This is a genomic window from Pseudoalteromonas sp. TAE56 (assembly GCF_000497955.1).
Lineage (GTDB): Bacteria > Pseudomonadota > Gammaproteobacteria > Enterobacterales > Alteromonadaceae > Pseudoalteromonas.
Genome location: NZ_AUTN01000104.1, coordinates 75,155 through 93,798 on the forward strand (window position 1 = coordinate 75,155; position 18,644 = coordinate 93,798).

The 18,644-nt window shown below is 38.7% G+C and carries 18 protein-coding genes and 1 pseudogene; 7 read left to right on the plus strand and 12 right to left on the minus strand.

Annotated elements, in window-relative coordinates:
- Positions 1-7: 7 nt before the first annotated feature.
- The 7 genes and pseudogenes from L656_RS0111860 to L656_RS01000000122230 all read right to left on the minus strand — a co-directional run bounded on the left by L656_RS0111860 (position 8) and on the right by L656_RS01000000122230 (position 6,621).
- The gene (locus L656_RS0111860; RefSeq protein ID WP_024599372.1) at positions 8-694 is read right to left on the minus strand and encodes a M15 family metallopeptidase; all 687 of its coding nucleotides are present in this window, start codon (positions 692-694) and stop codon (positions 8-10) included.
- Positions 694-1,824: a succinyl-diaminopimelate desuccinylase gene (gene dapE / locus L656_RS0111865; RefSeq protein ID WP_024599373.1), complete on the minus strand. Its 1,131-nt coding sequence runs from the start codon at positions 1,822-1,824 to the stop codon at positions 694-696. The genes L656_RS0111860 and dapE overlap by 1 nt, the downstream gene beginning before the upstream one ends.
- Positions 1,824-2,168 (minus strand): ArsC family reductase, encoded by a 345-nt coding sequence (locus tag L656_RS0111870; protein ID WP_024599374.1) that lies wholly within the window; start codon positions 2,166-2,168, stop codon positions 1,824-1,826. The genes dapE and L656_RS0111870 overlap by 1 nt, the downstream gene beginning before the upstream one ends.
- 4 nt (positions 2,169-2,172) lie before the next feature.
- Positions 2,173-2,670 (minus strand): PTS glucose transporter subunit IIA, encoded by a 498-nt coding sequence (locus tag L656_RS0111875; RefSeq protein ID WP_007582561.1) that lies wholly within the window; start codon positions 2,668-2,670, stop codon positions 2,173-2,175.
- Between the two features lie 3 nt (positions 2,671-2,673).
- Positions 2,674-3,060 carry an ACT domain-containing protein gene (locus L656_RS0111880; protein ID WP_007582563.1) on the minus strand — a complete coding sequence of 129 codons (387 nt, stop codon included), beginning with the start codon at positions 3,058-3,060 and terminating at the stop codon, positions 2,674-2,676.
- A 226-nt stretch (positions 3,061-3,286) separates the two neighbouring features.
- A complete protein-coding gene (pta, locus tag L656_RS0111885; RefSeq protein ID WP_024599375.1) occupies positions 3,287-5,446 on the minus strand; it encodes a phosphate acetyltransferase in 2,160 nt (719 codons plus the stop codon).
- 1 nt (position 5,447) lies between these two features.
- A pseudogene (locus tag L656_RS01000000122230) lies at positions 5,448-6,621 on the minus strand (acetate kinase).
- A 284-nt stretch (positions 6,622-6,905) separates the two neighbouring features.
- On the opposite strand from L656_RS01000000122230, the gene yfbV reads away from it, so the two are divergent.
- Positions 6,906-7,352: a terminus macrodomain insulation protein YfbV gene (gene yfbV / locus L656_RS0111895; RefSeq protein WP_007582569.1), complete on the plus strand. Its 447-nt coding sequence runs from the start codon at positions 6,906-6,908 to the stop codon at positions 7,350-7,352.
- Here the strand turns inward: yfbV and L656_RS0111900 are convergent.
- The 3 genes from L656_RS0111900 to xthA are packed head-to-tail and all read right to left on the minus strand — an operon-like array spanning position 7,349 to position 9,620.
- Positions 7,349-8,164: a putative RNA methyltransferase gene (locus tag L656_RS0111900; RefSeq protein WP_024599376.1), complete on the minus strand. Its 816-nt coding sequence runs from the start codon at positions 8,162-8,164 to the stop codon at positions 7,349-7,351. The two genes, yfbV and L656_RS0111900, sit on opposite strands and share 4 nt — an antisense overlap.
- The gene (locus tag L656_RS0111905; RefSeq protein ID WP_024599377.1) at positions 8,161-8,808 is read right to left on the minus strand and encodes an energy-coupling factor ABC transporter permease; all 648 of its coding nucleotides are present in this window, start codon (positions 8,806-8,808) and stop codon (positions 8,161-8,163) included. Before L656_RS0111905 ends, L656_RS0111900 begins: the two co-directional genes overlap by 4 nt.
- 5 nt (positions 8,809-8,813) lie before the next feature.
- Positions 8,814-9,620: an exodeoxyribonuclease III gene (gene xthA, locus L656_RS0111910; RefSeq protein WP_024599378.1), complete on the minus strand. Its 807-nt coding sequence runs from the start codon at positions 9,618-9,620 to the stop codon at positions 8,814-8,816.
- Between the two features lie 240 nt (positions 9,621-9,860).
- Here xthA and L656_RS0111915 point away from each other — a divergent pair, with 240 nt between their 5' ends.
- From L656_RS0111915 to rluB, 4 genes are all read left to right on the plus strand, one after another.
- The gene (locus tag L656_RS0111915; RefSeq protein WP_007582577.1) at positions 9,861-10,292 is read left to right on the plus strand and encodes a hypothetical protein; all 432 of its coding nucleotides are present in this window, start codon (positions 9,861-9,863) and stop codon (positions 10,290-10,292) included.
- 207 nt (positions 10,293-10,499) lie between these two features.
- The gene (locus tag L656_RS1000000123495; protein ID WP_050581866.1) at positions 10,500-11,015 is read left to right on the plus strand and encodes a calcium-binding protein; all 516 of its coding nucleotides are present in this window, start codon (positions 10,500-10,502) and stop codon (positions 11,013-11,015) included.
- Between the two features lie 152 nt (positions 11,016-11,167).
- Complete coding sequence (gene scpB / locus L656_RS0111925) at positions 11,168-11,758, plus strand: SMC-Scp complex subunit ScpB (protein WP_024599380.1); 591 nt, start codon at positions 11,168-11,170, stop codon at positions 11,756-11,758.
- A complete protein-coding gene (gene rluB / locus L656_RS0111930; protein ID WP_007582584.1) occupies positions 11,755-12,627 on the plus strand; it encodes a 23S rRNA pseudouridine(2605) synthase RluB in 873 nt (290 codons plus the stop codon). The genes scpB and rluB overlap by 4 nt, the downstream gene beginning before the upstream one ends.
- An 80-nt stretch (positions 12,628-12,707) precedes the next feature.
- On the opposite strand, the gene L656_RS0111935 is transcribed toward rluB, so the two are convergent.
- Positions 12,708-13,454, minus strand: a complete 747-nt coding sequence (locus L656_RS0111935; RefSeq protein WP_024599381.1) for a YciK family oxidoreductase — start codon at positions 13,452-13,454, stop codon at positions 12,708-12,710.
- 206 nt (positions 13,455-13,660) lie between these two features.
- On the opposite strand from L656_RS0111935, the gene L656_RS0111945 reads away from it, so the two are divergent.
- Positions 13,661-16,090, plus strand: coding sequence for a VolA/Pla-1 family phospholipase (locus L656_RS0111945; RefSeq protein WP_024599382.1), 2,430 nt, complete (start codon positions 13,661-13,663; stop codon positions 16,088-16,090).
- Between the two features lie 100 nt (positions 16,091-16,190).
- Entirely contained in the window at positions 16,191-17,207 is a 1,017-nt protein-coding gene (gene sohB, locus L656_RS0111950; RefSeq protein ID WP_024599383.1) for a protease SohB, read from the plus strand.
- Between the two features lie 96 nt (positions 17,208-17,303).
- Here sohB and L656_RS0111955 read toward each other — a convergent pair whose 3' ends face one another.
- Complete coding sequence (locus L656_RS0111955) at positions 17,304-18,638, minus strand: dicarboxylate/amino acid:cation symporter (protein WP_024599384.1); 1,335 nt, start codon at positions 18,636-18,638, stop codon at positions 17,304-17,306.
- Positions 18,639-18,644 lie beyond the last annotated feature (6 nt).

Sequence of the window (18,644 nt, forward strand, 5' to 3'; positions counted from 1 at the left end):
CTTCTTTTTAAGGGGGACTCACGTTTGTTACAAAGCGTGTATAAATAGCGGGTAAGTTATCAAGTATTGCCTGCTTACCCTGTAGTTCACTGTTTTTTATGCATTCAAAAAGTACTTGCTCGGTAAGCTTATTCACTAATAATTGCGATTGCTTAATATGGCTTATATGCCAAAGCTCAGGTGCGACACCACCTAAATCATGCTGGTAAGGGCGATAAAAGCCAAATTTATCTAAGTTAGTATCAAGCCAATTACTTAAAGGCGCAAACGGCCCACCTTTCAGGTATTCATCAGGTGTTAGCTGTAGTTTATAATCATCACTTACCGCAGCTTTATCAAACACATCTAAATCGGTGCCTAAATGGTGCCTGCTTGCCCCAGGTAATGCAGAGTAGAGCATTATTGCTATGCATTTATCTACATCATTTAATTTAGTTAAATCTACAACCTTTTGCTGTTTATTATAAACAGGTCGAATACCTAAAAACTTATTATTCCAAATAATTGATTGACGATTAAAGTCGCGAAAACTTGAGGCAATAGTAAGCTCAAATCCTGCTTTTTGTGCTGCACTTTGCAGCGCTAAAAAGTCGCTGATAATAGCGCTGTGCAAGCGATGATTTTGTATATCAGTTAAATGTGTATCACTTTGCCCTGTGATACACATTATTGGTGTTGGTTTAGTTACATCCATTATGCTAAAAGTTGCTCTAATATTTGCTCGTAAATGTCGGTAAGGGCTATTAAATCATCGGTACTTACGCATTCATCCACTTTATGGATAGTGGCGTTACGTGGACCTAGTTCAATTACTTTAGCGCCTGTTTGTGCAATAAAGCGACCATCTGATGTACCACCCGTGGTTTCTAGATTAGTGGTTAAACCGGTTACTGATTTAATCGCTTTAACTGTGGCATCAACAAGCGGGCCGTGCTCGGTAATAAAAGGTAAGCCATTTACTATCCAACTTAATTCATAATTTAAGTTATGCTTTTGTAGAATGTCATTTACACGATGTTGTAATTGCTCATGTGTTACTTGCGTACTAAATCTAAAGTTAAACTGTACTTCTAGCTCACCTGGGATCACATTACCAGCACCTGTGCCGCCATTAATATTTGAAATTTGAAAGCTGGTAGCAGGGAAGTACTCATTTCCGTTATCCCACACCGTTTGGCTAAGCTCAGTAAGTGCAGGCGTTGCTAGATGAATTGGGTTTTGTGCTAAATGTGGGTAGGCAACATGACCTTGTACGCCTTTAACCGTTAGGTAAGCGGTAAGTGAGCCTCTTCGGCCATTTTTAACAACATCGCCTAATACATCTCGTGATGAGGGTTCGCCTACTAGGCACATATCTATTTTTTCACCACGCGCTTCTAGTGTATCTATTACACGTGTTGTGCCGTTTATAAACGGTCCTTCTTCGTCAGAAGTGATTAAAAAAGAAATCGAGCCTTTATGATCTGGATGTTTAGTAACAAAACGCTCTGTTGCTACAAGCATTGCGGCTAATGAGCCTTTCATATCGGCAGCGCCACGCCCGTGCAGTAGGCCATCTTTTATTAATCCTGAAAACGGCGGGTGTTGCCAATTTTTTTCAGGGCCTGTTGGTACAACGTCGGTGTGACCTGCAAAACAAAAGTGCGGCGATTGTGTGCCTTTTCGAGCCCAAGTATTAAGTGTGTCGGTAAAAAATAATGATTCTATATTAAAACCAACCGCAGCAAGGCGATCGTTCATCATTTGTTGGCAGCCAGCATCTTCGGGCGTTACCGATTCACGTTGGATTAGCGCTTGGGCGAGTTGAATTACGTCATTAGTCATTATTTAAAAATCTCGTCGTATTGGGCTGCTTTAAAACCTAAATGGTAACTGCCATTGTTTACCAGTACTGGACGTTTGATCATGGCAGGTTGTTCAACCAACAATGGGATAGCACTTTCTTTAGTTAGGTTTTGTTTTTGCTCATCAGTTAATGCGCGATAAGTTGTTCCACGTTTATTAACGAGTTGTTCCCAATCGAGCTTGTCTGCAAAATCTCTCACCATTTGCTCATTTACACCATCTTTGCGGTAGTCATGAAACGTAAATTCGATGTTGTTATCAGTTAAATGTTTTTTAGCTTTTTTTATCGTATCGCAGTTGCTAATGCCGTATAGAGTGATCATAAATCTAGTTCTTCTTAATAATAGTTAATAGTGTGTCTTCACCCGCATTTACATGCGAGTGCGAGTAATGAAATGTGCCAAGGTTATGGCCGTTTAGTAAAATTAAACTAGCAAGCATTGGAGTATCAAGTTCTCGTAAATCAAAATAAGCAAGGCGTTGACCTTTGCATATTTTGCTACCATTGAGTTGCGCAATATGAGTATGCGTAATTGATTGCGAATCAAAAATAGTTAAGTTAATCAAGACTTTTAGACCATTATTAGCTTGTAGAATAAACTCAGTACCTGCATTTTTTACTTGTAATAAAGTTCCATCAAACGGTGCTAAAATTTTATGACTTGTTAGTTGCACCATAATACCAGGGCCCAGAGTGCCAAAACGAAAAAAAGGTTCTGGGTGCTCTTTCAGTTCAATTACTTTACCTGTAAATGGGCTGGTAATATTTATTGCATTAAGAGGCGTTTTATTTTGAGCTAAATAGTCAATTTTTTGAGCTTTCATAAGTTAATTTACCACCACGTTATAACCCTCTTTTTTTAAAGCGGAAATAGCATTTTCTGCAGTGTGTTTTTTTATGAGAATATAATCAGTATCGTAGGTTGAGATTGAAAAGATAGAAATTTTAGCGCGCGCTAATACCCCTGAAATATTAGCCATAATTCCGGTTAACGAAAAGCCAAGTGGACCTACAACCTCTAAAGCTTGCCAGTCGGGTTCGGTATCCAGGCTTTTTACTTCAAAATCGCTTGGGCATACAATTGAAAGTTCATCATGGGTTTTAGAAATAAAAAACAAAGATTGCTTTAAAAGTGCCGCAGGTATGTCGGCATCTACATCTAAACTGTGTATAGATAAAATGGTGCTGTGTAATTGTAATGTTTGTTTTGACATTAAAAGCCTGCGAACAGCAATATTGATAGCTTTATAGTATAGATTATTGGCTTTAAATTAAAGGTGTAACAACGACTAACTCAGCAGTAAATAAGTAGATAAAAGAAGGGGGTAAAAACTTACCCACAATTTCTGTGGATAAGTATGGGGGTTGCAGGGTATAAATAACCTAACTAGTTAATTATTAAATAAATAATAGCTAGGCTATAAAAAGCACACGTTACGTCTAATGAGTAATTAGCGCTTCTGCTTGAGCTGCCTGAATGGCAGTTAAGGCGATTGTATACACAATATCATCAACTAATGCACCACGGCTTAAATCGTTCACAGGTTTACGCATACCTTGCAGCATAGGGCCAATACTTATCAAGTCGGCACTACGTTGTACTGCTTTATACGTGGTATTACCCGTATTTAAATCTGGGAATATAAATACGGTCGCTTTACCGGCTACAGGGCTGTTAGGTGCTTTTTTAAGTGCTACGTTTTCCATTATAGCGGCATCGTATTGTAGTGGGCCGTCGATAATTAAATCAGGACGTTTTTGTTTTGCTATTTTTGTGGCTTCACGTACTTTTTCAACATCGGCACCTGTACCAGAAGTGCCCGTGCTGTAGCTGATCATGGCAACACGTGGCTCTATGCCAAATGCAGCTGCAGAGTCGGCAGATTGAATCGCTATGTCTGCAAGTTGTTCAGCATTAGGGTCTGGGTTAATCGCACAATCACCGTAAACTAACACTTGGTCAGGCAGTAGCATAAAAAATACAGATGATACTAGTGATGACCCTGGTGCTGTTTTAATCAATTGCAGTGGTGGGCGAATTGTATTTGCCGTAGTGTTTACCGCGCCCGATACTAAACCGTCTACTTTACCTTGCTCAAGCATCATTGTACCCAGTACAACGTTATCTTGTAGTTGCTCTTGTGCTACTACGGCAGTTAGGCCTTTGCTTTTACGAATTTCGACCATAGGCGCAATATAATCATTTATAATGCTTTGAGGCTCGATAATACTTACATGTTCGTTTAGCTCAATACCTTGCTGCTGCGCAATACGCATTATTTCTTCGCGATCGCCTAGTAATATAGTTTTAGCAATTCCGCGTTGACCACAAATAGCAGCCGCTTTAATTGTACGAGGTTCATTGCCTTCTGGCAGAACCACGGTTTTACCTGCTTTACGCGCTTTAGTGGTAAGTAAGTAACGAAATGCGGGTGGTGATAACTTACGAGTTTTACCTACACTTTTAGCTAGAGTATCTAGCCAGCTTGAATTGATATGCTCTGCGTTGTGATCTTTCACTTTTTCAATACGTTGGTCATCATCATTTGGTACTTCCATATTAAAGTTATGCAGTAGTAATGATGTACGCCATGTGTCTGCATCGGTTGCGAGTATTGGTAAACCGGTTTGCATGGCTTGCTCACACAAGGCCATAATACGTGGCTCTGGCTCAAAGCCACCGGTGAGTAATATAGCGCCAAGTTTAGTGCCGTTCATAGCAGATAAGCACGCAGCAACAAGTATGTCAGAGCGATCGCCCGGTGTTACTAATAAAGCGCCTGGCGTAAAATAATTTAAAATATTTGAAACCGTACGAGCACAAAAAGTAATACGGCGCAGACGACGATGAAGCATATCGCCTTCGTTAATAATCGTGGCTTTTAAGTATGCGCTTAAGTCTTTTACGCGCGGCGCTACTAAGTCAAAATCCCACGGGATTGCACCAAGTAACATAAACGGATTTTTTTTAAAAATAGGTAGGGATGCTAAACGATTTAACTCGTTCTCAAGCTCTTCAGGTTTATAGGCATCGACTAAATCGGCGCGTGCACGACCTTCTTCATCAAGTGGCGCATTTACTTTATTAAAAATACAGCCCAGTACGCGAGGGTGATCGATACCACCATAGTTACCTGCTGCAATTTCAAGGCGGTCTTCTATTTGAGTAATGGTGTAATTACCTGGGGTAAGTACAAATACAATTTCGGCGCCGAGTGTTTGCGCAATTTCGCGGTTTACACGCCCAGCATAAGGTTGACGACGAGTAGGTACCATACCTTCAATAATAGCGACTTCGTCATCGTTTATTTTACTTTCAAAGCGTTCAACAATTTCCTCTAGGAGGTCATCACCTTTACCGTCGCCAATCATTTGCTCAGCATAATCAAGTGCAAAAGGCATTGGGGGATTAATAGGTGAGCCTTGAGTGACTATTTGTGTTGATTTTTCAGGGCCTGTTTCACCAGAACGTGGCTGAGCTATTGGTTTAAAAAAGTTAACTTTAACTGTTTTTTGTTCAAGTGCACGCACTAAACCAACTGATACCGACGTCAAACCCACACCGGTAGAAACAGGAATTAACATAATACGACGTGCCATATTAAAGCTCCTTTACAATATTTGCAGCATCAAGGGCAATAACCCATTCTTCATTGGTTGGCATTACAACTGCTTTGACGTGTGAATTTTTACAGCTAATAACGCCTTCTTGACCAAAGCGCGCATTGAGGTTGGCTTGCGGATTACAATTAATGCCTAAAAAGGCAAGTTGTGTAATTACTTTTTCACGAATAATATCTGAGTTTTCACCAATACCACCAGTAAATATAACAGCATCAAGGCGCTGTAATGGCACCATATACGCCGCGATTTGTTTTGAAAGTCGGTAGCAAAACATTTCAATTGCGAGTATCGCTTTTTTATCACCGGCTATAGCGGCTTCTNAAGCCACTTTTTTGATTTAGTAGGTTATCTATTTGCTGGGCTGTGTAATCAAGTTGAGTGGTTAAAAAGTTAAATAAACCAGGGTCAATATCGCCGCTACGTGTGCCCATTATCAGCCCCTCTAAAGGCGTTAGTCCCATGCTGGTATCAACACTCTTACCATTTTTAATAGCGCATACAGAACAGCCGTTGCCTAAGTGGGCACTAATAAAATTGCTTTGCTCGATAGGTTGCTCAAGTAACTTTGCTGTTTGCCCTGCAACATAAAAATGACTTGTGCCGTGAAAACCATAACGCCTAACACCAAACTCGGTGTACAACTTATATGGAAGAGCGTAAAGAAAGGCAACTTCATTCATAGTTTGGTGAAATGCAGTATCAAACACCGCGACTTGTGGCAAACCTTCAAACGATGCCTGCGCCGACGATATACCTAGTAAATTAGCGTGCCCATGAAGCGGCGCAAGCGTTGCCGACTGTGTAATGCCTGCAATTACTTGTTCGTCAATCAATACCGATTGCGTAAAGTGCTCGCCGCCATGTACAACACGATGGCCCACTGCGATAAGTTGCTCGTCTAAGTTGTGATCTTTTATTAAGCTTACAAGCGTATTTATAGCCTCAGCATGTGCTTGATTAGCCGCTAAGTCGATAACTGTTTTAGTACCATTAAATTTGTATTTAATAGAGGGCGATTTGTCGCCTAAGCGTTCAGCAAGACCTGAAATGATTTCGTGACCATCGTTGGCATCAATAATGGCAAACTTTAAGCTAGAGCTACCACAATTTAAAACTAAAACGTGTTGTGATTCAGGAGGGGTTGTTGGCATAGATTCAATTTCCATAAACAAATTTAGTAAGTAAACGTTAATACGTAATCGTTACACTTACGGTATTAAATAGAGCTAAAACAATTGAATGTTCAATTGCAAAGTGGTTAACGCAATGTTAATTACTTTACCTTAATTAAGATGTTTAAGTTAGGATTGTTCGCCATTAAAAGGTAAATTTAAGCTGTTTTACTGAGAAAGTGTAACTCTTTCATTTTGTGTTACACTTTGAGTATAGCTCGTTTTTCCATTGTATTTAAAAGCAGTATCTGTGAGGAGTCATGATGCAAAAAAGTGTGATGTCACAATTACAAACTGGCCGTTTGTATGGTAAAAAATGGCCAATGCGCAAAGAGCTTGCGCCTTTGTTTTTAGAGTTTAGAGTAATTAGAGCGACTGAGCTTGCCATTACAGTAATGCCAATCTTAGCCATGCTAACATTGTTTTTTCAGCTAAATTACTTGGGTTCTGATTTTTTACCGCAAGCCATTGCAAGTGCATTATTTTTTATATCTTTACCATTACAAGGCCTATTTTGGTTGGGTAAGCGGGCGCAAACGCCTTTAGAGCCTGCGATGCAAAAATGGTATAACGAGCTGTACACTAAAATGGCAGCTAATGGATATCAAACGCAGTTAAGTGAAAACAAGCCCCGTTATATGGAGCTTGCCAATTTACTTAAAGATATGTTTGATAAAATGGACAGGGCGTTTACTAAAGAGCAGTTTTAGAGAGTTACATCATTATCTATTTTGGTAAACTGAGTAATATAAAATGATAAGGTGACAGTGTGTTCACCTTTTTCTTCGAGTGCTGTCCAGTGCTCGGGTCTAAATTTCCATGCAAATGGCGTCATCATTATTAAGTTTTTAATATCAGTAAAGCTAAGCGCTACATGCTCTGTTAAAAGGATCTGCTCTGATTTTTGAAACCCTTTTGGAGTGGCTATTTCAGTATGTTCGTTTACTTCTGAATATATATACGATTTTAGCTCTTTTAAATGACAAGGTCCTGGGCTTGCAACCACTAATGTTGCGTTTTGATTTGCTAGGCGTTCAAGCTCTTGCTCAAATAAAGGTGCAAATACGCTAACAAGTACATCAGCAAATTGGCTTTTAAAGGGGGCTTGGCTGATTGATGCCACACTAAAATGGCAATTAGGGTAGCGCTTTGCTGCATATTTAACCGCTGATTTTGAAATGTCGACACCGTATACAACAGCATTTGTTTTATTCGCGATTGCTTGGGTATAAAACCCTTCACCGCATCCTAAATCAATAATAGTATTCGCACTTATTCGACCGACTAAATCGCTAAGATTTTGTTGTAAAAAGCGGTAGTATCCACGCTCTAAAAATGCACGTCTGGCTTGTACCATTTCAAGTGAATCACCCGGTTGTTTTGAGTTTTTTTGTTGCACAGGCAATAAATTAACATAGCCTTCTTTAGCAAAATCAAAGCTGTGGTTGTTAGCACAACGAAGTGTTGAATCAGCTTTTAAAAGTGCTAGGGTACACAGCGGGCATTGATATTGTAGACTCATGAGCCTAGGTAGTCCTTATCGTAAAAAGTTTTTACCCAATGCGGGCGATAGGTGATCATAATTGTTATAGCCATGCCGTTGAGCATTGCTTCCGGAAACCAGATTATGGCACTTAAATAAACGTAGTTATCTGCAAGTTCTTGCCAATTGTATTGCCCTATAGCTAAGTAAAATAAAGCACCTAGGCTTATTTTTATACAGGCTATGAACCCTGCAGTTATAAACGCACAAACAAATATATAAACAAAAAAATGACGAGGTAAATATTGGTAACTAAATATAAAGCCAAGATAGCTCAATAAAATAGGAATAAACGCACCAATAAGCAGTTGTACTGGTAACAGCTCAAGTTCAATTTGACCAAATGCAGCGAGTAGTGCTGTGGCAAGTAGGCTACTTAAAATAGTCAATCGCCAGCCTAAAATTAATGTAGCGGCCGTAACACCTAGTATGTGCAAATCAAGGCCCGTTAAAATTCCTGCCTTTATTCGCCAAAGCACTGCAAACACTAACGCACACGCAAGCACGCCAGTTTGACGGACTGGCGTATTAAGTAATGTTTTATATGTTTTTTTATCAAAGCTTAAAATAGCAATGATATTTACAAGGGACCAAAGCAGTCCCTGCGTTGTTATGCTGAGCATAATAATTACTTAAATGTTGACCATATAGGGGCATGGTCTGACGGTTTTTCAATACCGCGAAGTTCGTAATCAATACCGGTATCTATGCAACGTGCTGCAAGTTCATTGGTTGCAAGGACGACATCTATACGAAGTCCTCGATTATCTACAAACCCTTTAGAGCGATAGTCAAACCACGAGTATTGATCGTCTATTTCGGGGTTTTGCTCTCTAAAGGTGTCTTTAAAACCCCAATTAAGTAGTGTTGCAAGCCATTCACGCTCTACCGGTTGGAAAGAACATTTACCTGTTTTTAACCAACGTTTAGCATTTACTTCGCCAATACCAATATCTAAATCGGTGGGTGATATGTTGATATCACCCATGACAATTACATCTTGATCGGGTGTGTGGTTGGTTTCAAGGTGTGTCATTAAATCTTTATAAAATTGACGTTTATAAGGGAATTTAGTTTCGTGATTAATATTATCACCTTGTGGGAAATAGCCATTCATGACAGTAAGGTCGCGACCGTTTTCTTGTTCAATAGTGACGCTTATCATGCGTTTTTGCGATTCATCTGTATCGGTGGCAAAACCTTTTAAGACCGATTTAGGCTCTTTTTTGCATAACATAGCTACCCCATAATGCGCTTTTTGACCATGAAAGTAGACGTGATATCCCATTTTTTGTACATCTTCTAATGGGAATGCTTCGTCGTGAACTTTAATCTCTTGCAAGCCAATAACGTCTGGTTGATGTTTGTCGATAATTGCTTGTAATTGGTGAAGACGAGCACGCAGACCATTGATATTGAAAGAAATCACTTTCATAAAATTTACCTTAAAATTGGTTCTATTTAATAGCTTAAATTGTATCAGTAAATACGCGTACATAACATGACTGAATTGAGATAATAGCTGCGTAAATGTTGATCAAATGATGGGTAAAGTTTAAACATTGTGAATACAATATTAATTATTTAAATAAATAAAAAATTCAATTGAACTTAACTTTATTGAATATATAATGCGCGAGATTCACTTGTTTAGCTCGTTCAAATAGGATCTCTCATGAAAACACAACTACTTTTAGCCACTGCTTTACTAGCATCTGCAACTGCGTCAGCACAAAGCAATACTTACTTTAGCCAAGATAACAAAATTGAGTCTAAGTTATGCGTACTAAGTGCAAACGAAGGCTTTAGCGTTGCTCGTAAAGAAGCTGCCCAGCACGGTGTTTACCTATCTCGTTTTTCTAAAAGCATTTTATGTAATGGCGAAGATATTCGTGATATTGCTAAAAAAACGACATTAAGCAACGCATCAGTTGAGAAAGTAGAAGTATTTGCAAAAGACGCTCAACAAGAAACTCAACTATGTATGACGGCTTTAAAACAAGGTTTAGCACCTGTTCGTCAAAAAATTGGTAACCTGAACTCATTAAAATGTAATGGTCAAAACGTTACTGAGTTTGTTAAGCGCTACCAAAACGCAGCAATCTAATTGTTAGCTTAACTATATAAGTAAAATTGAAATACCTGGTTTTTACCGGGTATTTTTTTGCAAAAATTACAAGGTAGTTTGCAAAGCTTGCAAGCTTAACTTATTGAAACTGCTTAATAAATATACCGATTGAGATTAAGTTATTGATTATTATAAGTTAACTATTATTGGCATTAGATTTGTATTAGTTAAAGTGACATTTAATTAATTACGAAGGATACGTCTTATGAAAAAGTTAACATTAGCAGCCNGGCTTGTTCATCTAATCAAGGTCTTGAAAGAATAGATAGTGACTTTGCAAGTTTAGATAATGATAGCGATGGCTACATCTCAAAAGTTGAAGCTGATGACGATAGCATTTGGGGTCACTTTTCAAATATTGATACCAATATGGATAACGAAATTAGCCGCAAAGAGTTTAACACTTATATGAAGCTTAATAATGGCAAAGTAGCTTCTGATGCTGAGGTAAGTGAATCTGCATTTAAAGCTGAAATCGCTAAATTTGATAAAATTGAAAGCAGCTTTGCAAGTCTAGATAACGATAGCAATGGCTATATCTCGGTAGTTGAAGGTAACGATGATGATATTTCAAATCATTTTGGTTACATGGATAAAAACCAAGATAAGCGCATCAGTAAACGCGAGTTTATGGGTTACATTAAAAAATACGGTAACGCAGTCGCTGAAGATGATGCATTAGAAGCTATTAAAAGTAACTAATAGTTACCATTTTAGTAAGTAAGATTAAAGCCAGTGATAGTCACTGGCTTTTTTTGTGCTTTAAATTAAGTAAATTGGTAGATATATTTTCCTAGTTTGATGTTGTTCTGTCATAATAGATGGCTGTGTATTTTTATTTGTTAAGAGTGTGTATGACGGGTCGGCGAATTAGTGATGAACAACTAGTTGAGATCATTGAAGCAGCTATTTTTGTTGCAGATAAGCCTGTTAGTAAACGCCATATTAAAGACACTGTATTAATAGATTTAGCTATTTCTATGGCGCGAATAAATGACGCAATAGATACAATACAAGAACATTTTCAAACTCGTGGTATTCGCTTAGTTGAAGTGGGTAGTGGATATCGGTTTCAGGCATGCAGTAGTTTAGGCCCTTGGTTAAATAACTTGTGGCAAGAACGCGCACCAAAATACTCGCGTGCTTTACTGGAAACATTATCACTTATTGCATACAGGCAGCCCATTACACGCGGCGAAATTGAGCAAGTAAGAGGTGTTACTACGGGTTCGAATATTATTAAAACCTTACTCGAAAGAGAATGGGTTAAAGTGGTAGGGCATAAAGAGGTTCCGGGAAAACCGGCTTTGTATGCAACTACTAAGCAATTTTTAGATTATTTTTCGTTAACTGGGCTTGAAAATTTACCTGCGTTGCCAACAGAGCAGCAAAGTAAAATTAACCAGTTATTGAGCGATCCTTCTGTGAGAGAACCATCCGAATGAGTATTATACAAGGTGAAAAGTTACAAAAAGTCTTAGCCCGTGCAGGCGTAGGCTCACGCCGTGAAATGGAAAAATACATTGACGCAAACCGCGTTAGTGTAAACGGTAAAGTGGCAAAGTTAGGTGACCGTGTTGAAGAAACCGATTTGATTCGTGTTGACGGTCACAGTGTAAAAATTGAAGAAAAAGCAGATAGAATCTGTCGTGTAATTATGTATAACAAACCAGAAGGTGAGTTAAGTACACGTAAAGATCCAGAAGGGCGTCGTACTGTATTTGACCGACTTCCGCGTATTGATGGCGATCGCTGGATTGCGGTTGGTCGATTAGACGTCAATACATCGGGTTTAATGCTTTTTACAAACGATGGTGAACTGGCAAACCGTTTAATGCACCCAAGCTATGAAGTAGAGCGTGAATACTCTGCACGTGTATTTGGTGAAGTAACCAACGAGACGGTTAAAAACTTACTACGCGGTGTTGAGCTTGAAGATGGTCCAGCCAAATTCACGACTGTAACCCCTATGGGGGGCGAAGGCGTTAACCGATGGTTTAACGTAACGTTAAATGAAGGGCGTAACCGTGAAGTTCGTCGTTTATGGCAGTCTCAAGATGCAGAAGTATCTCGTCTTATTCGTATTCGTTACGGTAAATTGGAGCTTGATAAGCGCGTGCCACAAGGTGGTTGGATGGAGTATGATTTAGAAACAGTAAACTACTTACGTAAAACTGTTAAATTAGGCCGCGAAACACAAACTAAGCTTTCTGTTATGCCTGAAAAACGCAAAGATAAACGCGCTAAAATCAACCAAATTCGTAAAGCAGTTAAAAAACACAATCAGCGTGTTAAGCCGACTAAACGTAAATAATCAATTAGTTATTTATTGAACACAAAAAAGCCGCTAATTGCGGCTTTTTAATGTGCTGTTTAAATTATTTAAACTCTAAATTACTTTTTTACTTGAGCATCTAACGATTCGCCATTCACATTACTAGAATCGTCACTCATTAGATATAAATATGTAGGCATTAAATCCTCTGGTGTAGCAAGCGTTTCTCTATCTTCGCCAGGGTATGCAGCTGCACGCATAGAGGTACGCGTTGCACCTGGGTTAATACAGTTTATACGAATATTCGTTTTACCTACTTCACATGCCCATGTTTGCATCATACCTTCTACTGCGAATTTTGAGATGGCATAAGGCCCCCAAAATTCACGACCTTTGCGGCCTACACCTGATGACGTGAATACTATCGATGCATTATCAGACTTACGAAGAACAGGAAAAAGTGCTTTAGTGATCATTGCTTGTGCAGTCACGTTTACTTTCATTATGTTTTCGAACGTAGATGAGCAAAAATGTTCAAGCGGACCGAGTGACCCTAAAATACCTGCATTATTAAGCAATCCATCAAGGCGTCCAAACTGATATTCGATTGTTGCAGCAAGGTCACGGTAGTTTTGCTTCGTAGCGCCTTTTAAATCCATAGGGACTATTGCAGGTTTAGGGTAGCCAGCATTAACAATTTCATCGTAAACACATTCAAGTTTATTAGTTGTTTTTCCTAATAAGATAACTGTAGCGCCGTATTTTGCATACGTAATTGCTGCAACTCGGCCAATACCATCACCGGCGCCTGTTATTAAAATAACTTTATCTTTAAGTGCGTTTTCAGCTGCTTGATATGTGTGCATAAAAGTACCAATTCATATAATTTTTTTGATTTTAACATAGCGAAACGTGAAGTAATCGAATTTATTGTAAAATTAGGTGGCGAAAATAGAAACTTTACGTTAAGTTTAACTGGTCTAATGTCTCATTAATAATCTGATTACATTGTTTTAACTTAATACACTGATTAAACACACTATAAAAATAAAATACGTGCGGAGCCAACAATATGAAAAAAATGCTACTTTCACTCTCGGTTACAGCAGCTTTAGCAGGCTGTGGCGGTGGAGAAACGTTAACAGATGTCAAAAACGACACAGCACCAGTCATTCCTACAGCAACAGTTACATTTGATCCAGCGGCAGGTATCTTATCAGTTCCTAATGATTTATTAATGAGCGGAACTCAAGACGGTACACTTAATATTCCTGGTGAATTAGATGACAATAACGTGTCTATTTCGCGCGCAGCTTATGCAGACCCTCAACTTGCACTAGGTGCACTTGATGGTTGGTCTTCGCAGGTTCCTTATAAAATCGATTTAACATTCCCACCAAATGTTAGCTTAGATGAAACGTCTGCTGGAACACCTGGTACAGTAAGAATTTTTGAAGTTGTAATGGGTGCAAGCTTAACTGACGCAGAATGTTCAGTTGTAGCTGCCGGTACAGCTTGTAAATTGGTCGGTGAGCTTACTTTTGGTGTTGACTTTGTTACTCAAGCTTCTGGTGATGCCGTTGCAATTATTCCTTTAAAACCATTTACGGCAGGTAGCTCATACATCAATGTATTAACTACAGGGCTTAAAGATTCATTAGGGCGTTCTATTGAGCCTTCTTCTACTTATGGATTGGTTAAACAAGAAGCGCCATTAATTACAGAAGCCCAACTTGGTTTGCAGGGGGCTGTTAACAGTTACGAAAATGTAGTAGTTAGCTCAGGCGATATCACAAAAGAAGATATTATTTTTTCTAGTGCGATGACTATTCAATCAGCAGGTCCTGTACTTGGGACAATTAAAAAGTTACTAGCTGCAAGCTTGCAAGAGCCAGCGTTACCAACGCCTGCACTTCAAGTTCCTGAACAACCTATGGTAAATGTACAACAAGTATTTGCTTCTCAGGGTGTAGAAGTCTCTGCTGCATTCTCTGGTGTGCAATATCAAAAAGGTAGCATTATGTTACCGATGTATTTAGGTACACCAACGGGTACTGATATTAGTGATTTAAGTGATACATATTGGCAAGGTATGTGTGATAACGCGGTGGCAATAATTGGTTACAAGGCCGTTGCAGGCGATGCATTTCCTGCAGATCCTATTAGTGAAAATGATGGTTTATGTTCTGCATTAAGTGACGGACAATTACGTGACTTAGGACTAGACAGCACACGTCATTTAACAAAATACAACTCAATTCCAAAAGTACAAAGCATGGCAAATGTGCCAGTGCAAGTTACTAAACCTATTTTACCGATAATTAATGGTGTTCGTGCACAGTTACAATTAGATCCTATCGCTATGCCTGAAGGTGGATGGCCTGTTGTTATTATGCAGCACGGTATTACAACACAAAAAGAAAGTATGCTTGCTTTAACTGCCCAACTTTCTATTCAAGGCTTTGCAACAGTTGCTATTGACCATCCAAGACATGGTGAGCGTGGAATAGATGTTGATGGTGATGGAACTGACGACTTCAATGCAACTACAGGTTCTGTGCTTAGTTACATGAACTTAAGTTCATTACTGGTTGCACGTGATAGCTTACGTCAATCAGCAGCTGATTTATTAGGCCTTCGTTTAGGTTTAAACTTTATTAACGATTCAACTATTAATAGTAAAGACGTTACCTATATCGGGCATTCGCTAGGTTCGATTGTTGCTCCAGCCTTTATTGCTCAAGCTAACACGCCAATAGCCGAGACGCTTGATCCGCTATTTAATGTAAACACGGTAGCTCTTGCAAGTGGTGGTGGCGGTATAGCAAGCTTCTTACTTGAATCTGCTGCGTTTGGTCCATTTATTCAAGGTTCAGTACTTTCACAAGCCGGTACAACAGAAGCTGATGAATTTACTGCATACTTACAAGCTGATGCAGTGTCTAACTGTGGTGCACTATTGCCAGATATGGAAGCATATTTAACTTGTGGTTATAACGAGTATGTAGCTTCTTTAACTACAGCTGGTGAAACAAGTAAGCTTACTAATATTCAAGGAGTGTTTACTCAGTTTGCATTTGCTGCACAAACAGCGCTAGATAGTGGCGATCCAACTAACTACGCAGCTACTGTAAAAGCATTAGGTACTCCTGTTTATACTAATGTTGTTGTGGGTGATGGTGTTGATAACAAGCCTGACCAAGTGATACCACCAATGGCAGCTAATAATCCTATTTCTGGCACAATTCCATTAGCTAACTTGATGGGTCTTGAAACAGTAAGTACTTCGCAAGCATTGAGTGAAACACCAGCAAGCTATTTAGTTAAATTTACCAAAGGGCATCATGGTTCTATATTAACACCAGCTCAAGATGCTGCGCAGGCTGCAACTGTTGAAGGCAGTGCTGCTGCTAATGCAGAAATGCAGTTGCAAGTAGCGACTTACTTAGCTGCTCGAGGACGGATGTTATTAGTTTCCAACCCTGAGGTTGTGACTGATTAATAACCAGTAAAATAATTAACCTTTAAAAGCCACTGAAAAGTGGCTTTTTTTTGCTTTAAAGCATGCTAAATTAGCTGAAATTTATAAATGGAGAAACCAGTTGGAATTTTTATACGAATACGGTTTGTTTTTTGCTAAAACAGTTACTTTTGTTATCGCTATAGCAGTTATTTTAATGCTAATAGTTGGCGCTGCGGTTAAGCCAAAGGCCAAAAAAGGTGAAATACAAATTGACGATATATCAGAGCAGTTAGTTGAACTTAAAGAGAGTTTTTTACAAAATACGTTGGGCAAAAAAGAGCTTAAAGCGCATCAAAAACAACTTAAATCAAAAAGTAAAAAAGCAGATAAAGATGAGCCTAAACCTCGTTTATATGTAATCGACTTTGTGGGTAGTATGGATGCTCACGAAGTAGAAAGTTTACGAGAAGAAATAACGGCGATTATCTCTATTGCCGATCCAAGTAAAGACAAAGTACTTATTCGTTTAGAAAGTGGTGGTGGAGTTGTACATGGCTATGGACTTGCTGCATCTCAGTTACAGCGTATTAAAAATGCTGGTATTCCCCTGAGTGTTGCAATTGATAAAGTAGCAGCAAGTGGTGGTTACATGATGGCGTGTGTTGCGGATGAGATACTTGCAGCCCCTTTTGCAATAGTTGGATCTATTGGTGTGATAGCTCAAATACCTAACTTTAATAAAATATTAAAGAAAAATGATGTTGAATTTGAGCAAATAACAGCAGGTGAATTTAAACGCACACTTACTTTATTTGGTGAAAACACAGATAAGGCCCGTGAAAAATTTCGTGAAGAAATTGAACAAACACATGATTTATTTAAAACGTTTGTAAGCACTCAACGTCCAAGCTTAGATATAAACTTAGTTGCGACAGGTGAGCATTGGTTTGCAACTCAAGCGATTGATAAAGGCTTGGTAGACGTGATAAAAACAAGTGATGATGCATTGCTAGAGCAGCAACATGAGCGCCAAATTTATAAGATTAAATACAAAGTTAAAAAAGGGTTGAGCGATAAACTAGCTCTTGGTTTGAGTAGTGGTGTAAATAAAGTGGGAATAAACTTACTTTCTAAGTTTAAGTCGTTAAATCCTTAGATTAGAATCTTTTCAGGATTCAGTTTAATTATTTTTACTCGAAAAAAAACCTTGATGGATTCCATCAAGGTTTTTTTATAGCTGTATAAATGTAGCTTATGAATCAATAGATTTATGATAATCCTCTAAATCTTTAGCTGCATTAGGGTCGTTGAAGATGCTTTCATCAAGCTCACCTTCAGACTTGGCAACAACACAGGTAACCATACAATCACCGGTTACGTTAACTGCTGTACGTGTCATATCAAGTAATCTATCTACACCGATAATAATTGCAATCCCTTCTACAGGTAAGCCAACTTGGTTAAGTACCATTGCGAGCATTATTAAACCAACACCAGGTACACCTGCTGTACCTACAGAGGCAAGTGTTGCTGTTAATATAACCATTAGGTAATCAGATATTGTTAAATCAACACTAAACACTTGTGCAATAAACACGGTAGCCACACCTTGCATGATAGCGGTGCCATCCATGTTAATGGTCGCGCCTAGAGGGATAGTGAATGAGGCAACGGAGTTGTTAGCGCCTAGCTTTTTAGTTGCTGTTTCAAGTGTAATAGGCATAGTTGCGCTTGAGCTTGAAGTACTAAATGCAAATAAGCATGTGTGCTTCATTTTTGCTAAGAAAATAAGTGGGTTTAAGCCTGTAAGTACTTTTAGTAATACGGTGTAATTTACAAGCGCATGTAATAACAGTGCTAATACTACAACGCCAAAGTATTTGGCTAAGCTCACAATTAAGTTAAGCTCAATTGTTGTGAACAGTTTTGCCATTAAAAAGAATACGCCATAAGGGGCAATATTCATTAAAAGCGTAACTAGTTTTAAAATCACAGTGTTTAAATCTTCAAATACGGTAGCAACACGTTTTCCCGCCTTACCACTCAATGCCATTGCTACACCAAATAAAAGTGCAAACACAATAACTTGAAGCATATTGCCTTTGGCCATGGCTTCAAAAGGATTTGTAGGAAACATATCTATAATTACACGGGCAAGAGTAGGCGCTTCTTTAGCATCATAAGTTGCATTAGATGGCAAGCTGATGCCTTCACCAGGGCTAAATAATAAGGCAAGCGTAATTGCTACTGTTATAGCAATAGCTGTAGTCAATAAATATAAACCAATAGATTTACCACCTAATCGACCTAGTTTTTTAGGGTCGCTTAAGCTACAGGTACCACAAACAAGCGATACAAAAACAAGAGGCACAACTAACATTTTCAAGCTGGCAATAAATATTTGACCACCAACATGGAAAATACCATCAACAAAAAAGGCTTTAATTGGCAAAGAGAATAACCCAAGTGGTATTAGATAATCGTCTTCACCAGCTAATATAGCCTGAAATATAAAACCTACTGCAACCCCAAGCGCCATACCAATCATGATGCGAGTGGTTAAACTCATTGAACGGATTTTTGACATATTTCC